Source organism: Roseibium sp. RKSG952, assembly GCF_009711355.1.
The window spans coordinates 262,289-268,884 of sequence record NZ_SMMF01000960.1 but is presented as its reverse complement, the minus strand read 5'-3'; the positions used below and the strand labels follow the sequence as shown (position 1 = coordinate 268,884).

8 protein-coding genes are annotated in these 6,596 nt (G+C 56.3%); 3 read left to right on the top strand and 5 right to left on the bottom strand.

What is annotated here, in order from left to right:
• Window positions 1–126 (bottom strand): universal stress protein (locus E1297_RS51460; RefSeq protein ID WP_196223547.1); only part of this gene is annotated, 126 nt, incomplete at its 3' end.
• A 269-nt stretch (window positions 127–395) separates the two neighbouring features.
• Window positions 396–1,841: a pyruvate kinase gene (gene pyk, locus E1297_RS42505; RefSeq protein ID WP_155149118.1), complete on the bottom strand. Its 1,446-nt coding sequence runs from the start codon at window positions 1,839–1,841 to the stop codon at window positions 396–398.
• A 118-nt stretch (window positions 1,842–1,959) separates the two neighbouring features.
• Between pyk and E1297_RS42500 the strand changes: the two genes are divergently transcribed.
• The 3 genes from E1297_RS42500 (at window position 1,960) to E1297_RS42490 (ending at window position 3,448) form a co-directional block, all read left to right on the top strand.
• The gene (locus E1297_RS42500; RefSeq protein WP_155149116.1) at window positions 1,960–2,697 is read left to right on the top strand and encodes an N-formylglutamate amidohydrolase; all 738 of its coding nucleotides are present in this window, start codon (window positions 1,960–1,962) and stop codon (window positions 2,695–2,697) included.
• 87 nt (window positions 2,698–2,784) lie between these two features.
• Complete coding sequence (locus E1297_RS42495) at window positions 2,785–3,024, top strand: DUF6868 family protein (protein WP_155149115.1); 240 nt, start codon at window positions 2,785–2,787, stop codon at window positions 3,022–3,024.
• Window positions 3,025–3,133: 109 nt separating this feature from the next.
• Window positions 3,134–3,448 carry a DUF1244 domain-containing protein gene (locus E1297_RS42490; RefSeq protein WP_155149113.1) on the top strand — a complete coding sequence of 105 codons (315 nt, stop codon included), beginning with the start codon at window positions 3,134–3,136 and terminating at the stop codon, window positions 3,446–3,448.
• A 72-nt stretch (window positions 3,449–3,520) separates the two neighbouring features.
• On the opposite strand, the gene E1297_RS42485 is transcribed toward E1297_RS42490, so the two are convergent.
• From E1297_RS42485 to dgcN, 3 genes are all read right to left on the bottom strand, one after another.
• Entirely contained in the window at window positions 3,521–4,381 is an 861-nt protein-coding gene (locus tag E1297_RS42485) for a D-amino-acid transaminase (RefSeq protein ID WP_155149111.1), read from the bottom strand.
• Window positions 4,382–4,392: 11 nt separating this feature from the next.
• The gene (gene dgcA, locus E1297_RS42480; protein ID WP_368669839.1) at window positions 4,393–5,358 is read right to left on the bottom strand and encodes an N-acetyl-D-Glu racemase DgcA; all 966 of its coding nucleotides are present in this window, start codon (window positions 5,356–5,358) and stop codon (window positions 4,393–4,395) included.
• Between the two features lie 61 nt (window positions 5,359–5,419).
• Window positions 5,420–6,421 carry an N-acetyltransferase DgcN gene (gene dgcN, locus E1297_RS42475; protein WP_155149109.1) on the bottom strand — a complete coding sequence of 334 codons (1,002 nt, stop codon included), beginning with the start codon at window positions 6,419–6,421 and terminating at the stop codon, window positions 5,420–5,422.
• Window positions 6,422–6,596 lie beyond the last annotated feature (175 nt).

Below are 6,596 nucleotides of genomic sequence, written 5' to 3'. Positions count from 1 at the left end.
CCATTCAATGACATACACCGCCAGAAGTTCGCACGATCCAATACGTTGAGCCATGTCCTTGGCAAAAGCGATTGCGCGTTCTCCGGTTTCTGTCCCGTCCAGTCCAATGACAATTTTCGTTGTCATGCCGTTCCTCCGTTTTGTTTGTTTGATCGAGGCCCGTGTCCCCGACAGGGCAGCCGGAACTTGGAACTTTATTGTGAGACCGCCCAATGTAAGTATCAGGATAAATCACCTGAAAATGGAAACCATTTTGCCAAATTCGTCTCTAGCGGTCAAATTCCGCTTAAAAATCAGAGTTTTTCAGGTCGTATCAAGTTAAGACCTCACCGGGAGCCAACCCGATGAGGTCCAATCTTGCTTAACTGCAAATAGCAGATTTCACCTGATCCGGCTTACTCGGGATCAGTGCTATAAATCATGCGTTCATCACACGGCGCTACACGCAGGATGTTGGTTGTCCCCGGAACGTTGAACGGAACGCCTGCTGTCACCACAATCTGATCTGATTGCCCTGCAAACCCGCCTGAGCGCGCTGCACGGGCGGCGTTGACAACAGCGCTTTTGAACCGCTCAAGCTCGGGCGTCATGACGCAATTACAACCCCAACTCAGGCACAACCTGCGCGCGGTTCCCTTGAGCGAGGTCATGGCAATGATCGGCACTCCCGGGCGTTCGCGTGCAGTCAACAGCGCAGTCGTCCCGCTTTGCGTGAAGCAACAGATTGCTTTGATTTCAGTCTTTTCCGCGATCTCACGGGCTGCTGCAACGATGCCATCGGCAACAGTCGTGCCCTTGGCCGTACGGGAGGCTGCGATAATCTGAGTATAGGTCGGATCGGCCTCAACCTCGATGGCGACCTTGTTCATGGTTTGAACAGCCTCGATCGGATAAGAGCCCGCCGCCGATTCAGCGCTCAGCATGATCGCGTCAGTGCCTTCATAGATTGCAGTTGCAACGTCTGAGACCTCTGCGCGCGTCGGCATCGGGCTTTCGATCATGCTTTCCAGCATCTGTGTGGCCACAATCACCGGCTTGGCTGCTGCCCGGCATTTGCGGACCAGTCTTTTCTGGATTGGCGGCACAGCAGATACAGGCAATTCCACACCGAGATCACCGCGCGCAACCATAATCCCGTCGGAGGCATCGAGGATATCTGCAAACGCTTCTACCGCGGCCGGTTTTTCGATCTTGGAAAGGATTGCAGCACGGCCATCTGCAAGCGAGCGCGCCTCGAAGACGTCCTTGGCGCGCTGAACAAAGCTCAGGGCAAGCCAATCCACGCCTAGCTGGCAAACAAACTCCAAATCGTCGCGATCCTTTTCAGACAGGGCCGCCAGTGGCAATACAACGTCTGGCACATTCACGCCCTTGCGGTTCGAGATGGTGCCTCCGGTTTCAACCTTACAGTCGGCAAAATCGCGACCGCAGGCTTCAACGGTCAAACGAATTTTTCCGTCGTTAACCAGCAGGCGAGCACCCGGTTCAAGAGCGGCAAAGATCTCAGGATGTGGCAAGCAGACCCGCTTGGCGTCACCGGGCGCTTCATCAAGGTCCAACCGAAACGCTTCACCCTCAATCAGTTCTTCCGCGTCATTCGCAAACACACCAACACGCAATTTCGGGCCCTGCAGATCCGCCAAAATAGCAATCGGACTGTCCAGATCTTTTTCTACCTGCCGAATAATCCGGTGCCGCTCCCGAATTTCATCGTGACTGCCATGGCTCATATTCAGGCGGAATACATCTGCCCCGGCCTCGTGCAAGGCGCGGATTGTATCATAGTCATTGGACGCCGGCCCCAGCGTCGCCACGATTTTCACATTTCTCAGGCGTCGCATTAGCTTTGCTCTCCTCGTCCGCTCGATGTTACCGCAAACATTGCGTTGGTGTGCTTATTGCGCAATTCCCTTTCTCAAGCAACTGCCCTACACCTGCGGCAAACTAGATGACAGGCTCATGACATACACCCCGTTTTTCGTACACGGCGCGGATCGCCCGTCCCGCTGGCTGATCACATGCGACCATGCAACCAACACCGTACCACCTGAAATCAACGGGGGCGATCTGGGTCTGCCGCGTGAAGACATGGAACGCCACATTGCCTATGATGTGGGCGCCTACGAAGTCTCAAAGCATTTGGGTGAGATTCTGAACGCGCCTGTTATTGCGGCCAATTTCTCACGCCTTGTGATTGATCCAAACCGCGGCGAGGATGATCCAACCCTCCTGATGAAACTCTATGACGGTTCGATCATCCCAGGCAACCGGCACGCAGATGCGGCCGAGCGTGAGCGGCGACTGGATATGTGCTATCGCCCCTATCACGAAGCTCTGGCACAAATGGCCGCCCTGCCCCATGCAGTCATCGTGTCCATGCACTCGTTTACCCGCCAACTGCGCGGCCGGGACCCGCGCCCGTGGCATATCGGCGTCCTGCACACCCCGGATGAACGCTTCTCGCGCCCTCTCATCAATCGGCTCGAAGCGGAAGGGGACCTGTGTGTCGGAGTCAATGAACCCTATACCGGCGTTCTGCCCGGAGATGCAATTGACAAGCACTGCACTACCTTTGGCCGTCCAAACGCACTGATTGAGCTGCGCAATGACCTGATCGGGGACCATGCCGGACAACGCGAATGGGCGGAGCGCCTGGCCCCCGTGCTGCAAGACGCACTCAGTGAAAGTGGCTTATGACGTAGGGTCATAGCAGGTAGTTTCCGATCCTCATATTATTGAGAGCGCGTATCCTGAACCCCATATATTGGAGGAAAGGAGACGACCATGACTCAGGAATTCCTGACGACCGTCTTCGGCTGGATGACGGTTCTTAACCTCGGCCTTTTGGTTTTTACGACCTTGATGATCGTTGTCCTGCAGGACTGGATCGCGGGCATTCACGGTCGAATGTTCCAGATGGAGCGTGCGGACGTAAAGAGGGCATACTTCAGGTATCTGGCGAATTATAAAATCCTGACCATCGTGTTTTGCCTGATGCCGTGGCTGGCGCTCAAGCTGGCATAAATTAGAATTTACTTCTGCAAGGCGCCAGCAAGCCTTGTGTTTATTGTATCGCAGCCTTCGGGTTGTTAGGTCAGAGACAGGACGCGAGACACTTATCCGGAGCCCGACAATGGACCAGCAAACCGAAATTGAACTTCAGGCCGCTGCTTTCCGCCGCCTGCAAAAGCATCTGATGCAAGACCGTACCGATGTGCAGAACATCGACATGATGAACCTTGCCGGATTTTGCCGGAACTGCCTGTCGCGCTGGTATCAGGAAGCAGCCAACGAAAAAGGCATCGAGATGGGCAAGGATGAGGCCCGAGAGATTTTCTACGGCATGACCATGGCCGAATGGAAAGCAAACTATCAGACCGAAGCCAGCCCGGAAAAGCAGGCCGCTTTCGAAGTCGCCTTCGAAGAGAATGTCGGCAAGAAGGACTAGCATAGCCCTCGCCGAGAACAACAAAGGCCCGCTGGATCAGCGGGCCTTTTTCAGTTTCTATTTCACGGATGCTCAGATCGCTGCCTTGCGGCTCTCGTCCAGATAAATCTCACGCAGACGCTTTGCGATAGGACCAGGGGTACCATCGCCCAGCGTCACTCCGTCGATCTCGACCACAGGCATGACAAAGGCGCTGGCCGAAGTGGTGAAGGCTTCATCCGCCTCTTTCGCCTCATCAATGGTGAACAGGCGCTCTTCGATTTCCATCTGGGCTTCGGCGGCCATCCGCAACACTGCCTTGCGGGTAATGCCGTGCAAAATGTCGTTTGACAGCGGACGCGTGACGATCTTTCCGTTCTTGACGAAATAGGCGTTGTTGCTGGTGCCCTCAGTTACATAACCATCTTCGATCAGCCACGCATCGTCGCAACCAGCCTTCTTGGCCATCATCTTGCCCATCGAAGGGTAGAGCAGTTGCACGGTCTTGATGTCGCGACGGCCCCAGCGGATATCCTCGATCGAGATGATTTTAGCACCCTTTTGGGCCGCGGGGCTATCGGCCAGACCCGGCTTGTTCTGAGTGAACAGAACGAGGCTGGGTTTTGTATCTGCCGATGGGAACACAAAATCCCGGTCGCCATCCGAGCCACGGCTGACCTGCAAATAGATCAGACCTTCCTCGATGCCGTTCAGTTCCACCAGCTTGCGGTGAATCTCCAGCAGTTCGTCCTTGGTGCAGGGCTCGGACATCTCCAGCTCATCCAGCGACCGTTTCAGGCGCACAGCATGGCCTTCGAAATCGATCAGCTTGCCATCCAGAACGCTGGTGACTTCGTAAACCGCGTCAGCGAACAGAAAACCGCGGTCAAAGATGGAAACCTTGGCCTCGGTCTCGGGCAGGTATTCGCCATTTACATAAACGGTGCGGGTCATGTCTTGTCTCCTCAGCCCCAGAGGTCCGCTTTGGGCGGGTGCACTCCGGCATCATCAAAAATCAACGGGTTGTCGCGGTCTTCGGCCAGCAGCAACGGGCCGTCAAGGTCTGTCACCATCGCACCCTGTGCCAACAGTGTCGCAGGTGCCATCGCAAGCGAGCTACCGACCATGCAGCCAACCATCACGCGATAGCCCTCGGCCAGTGCCTGCTCGCGCAGGGCCAGCGCTTCGGTTAGGCCGCCTGTCTTGTCGAGCTTGATGTTGACCACATCATATTTGCCTTTCAGCTTTGGCAGGCTGCTGCGGTCATGGCAGGACTCGTCTGCACATACCGGCACCGGGCGATCCATGCCGATCAGTGCATCGTCCTCTCCCGCGGGCAGAGGTTGCTCGACCAGCGCCACACCCAGCCTCACCAGATGCGGTGCAAGATCAGCGTACACTTCAGCCGACCAGCCCTCGTTGGCGTCCACGATGATCTTGGCGTCCGGCGCTCCTGCGCGAACGGCCTCCAAACGCGGCATGTCATCCGGCGTACCGAGCTTGATTTTCAGCAAGGGGCGAAAGGCGTTTTCTGCTGCTTGCGCCTGCATTTTCTCAGGCGTGTCGAGCGACAGGGTATACGCTGTGATCTCAGGACCCGGTACTGGCAATCCGGCCAGATCCCATGCGCGTTTCCCGGCCCGTTTGGCCTCCAGATCCCACAACGCACAATCCACCGCATTCCGAGCAGCGCCCGCAGGCAACAGATCCATCAGTTTGGTACGATCAAACGCGTTCGGCAGGCCAGCAATCTCGGCTTCGACCGACTCAAGCGTTTCGTCATAACGCGCATAAGGCACGCACTCGCCCCAGCCCTGATGCGTTCCGTCCGAGACACGCACTGTCAGTACTTTTGCTTCGGTTCGCGACCCGCGAGAGATCGTAAAGACCTGAGCCAGCCGGAATACATCACGAGAGACTTCAATCTGCACGCGCCTGCTCCTTCACTTTTCAAAGTTTGCCCGCCGGAGAGACCCCGGCGGGTCTTATTGATCACATCGCGGCCAGCGCGTCGACCAGTTTGCCCGCACCAAAGCGATAGGGATCGGTGGCAGGCAGGCCCATATCGGCCTCGACCTTTGCCAGATAGGCGGTGGCGTCCGCTTCACTCATGTGCTGCGTATTGACCGAAATGCCGACAACCTGACAGTCCGGGTTGGCAACCTTGGCCATCGCCAACGCAGTATCCCGTAACGCTTCCAGTGTCGGCAGCTGATAGGTCGGCAGACCGCGCATATGCTCGCGGGTCGGCTCGTGCGACAGGATCAGGGCATCCGGTTGGCCGCCGTGGACCAGCGCCATGGTCACGCCCGAATACGATACGTGGAATAGCGAGCCCTGCCCTTCGATCAGGTCCCAATGATCTTCATCATTGTCAGGCGTCAGCCATTCGACCGAGCCGGCCATGAAATCAGCAATGACCGCGTCCAGCGGTACGCCATCACCGGTGATCAGGATGCCGGTCTGACCAGTGGCGCGGAAGGTCGATTTCATGCCGCGCTTGCGCATTTCGGCATCCATCGCCATGGCCGTATACATTTTGCCCACGGAACAGTCGGTTCCGACAGCAAGGCAACGTTTGCCTTTGCGCTTGATGCCGTTTGCAATGGGATAGTCCACTTCGGGTACGCGAACATCGTGAAGTTTTTGTCCGGTAGCTTCGGCAACCGCGACAAGATCGGGCTCATCCCGCAGCAGATTGTGCAAGCCGGATGCCAGGTCGAAACCTTCCTCAAGGGCGGCGACGAGCACTTTTTTCCACTCTTTACTGATCACGCCACCACGGTTGGCAACGCCGATCACAAGTGTTTTAGCGCCAGCTTCACGTGCCTCGATCAGGTCCATGTCCTTCAGACCCAGATCGGCTTTGCAGCCATCCATGCGCAACTGGCCTACTGCGTTTTCCGGGCGCCAGTCTTTGATACCCTGGGCCACTTTGGCCGCCAATTGGTCGGGCGCATCGCCCAAAAACAGCAAATACGGTGTCTCGATCATTGCGGTGCACTCCTTTGATTCCGGCATAAACTAGAGAACCGTTTTGGCGAGCGTTTCGCGTATATCCTGACTAACCGCTATGCAGGTGGAAGATTTTTGCGCTATTTTTTCACAATGCGCAAAAATCTTCGAAGTTTACAAACTGATTAAACTTTAATCACCACAATCACCCACT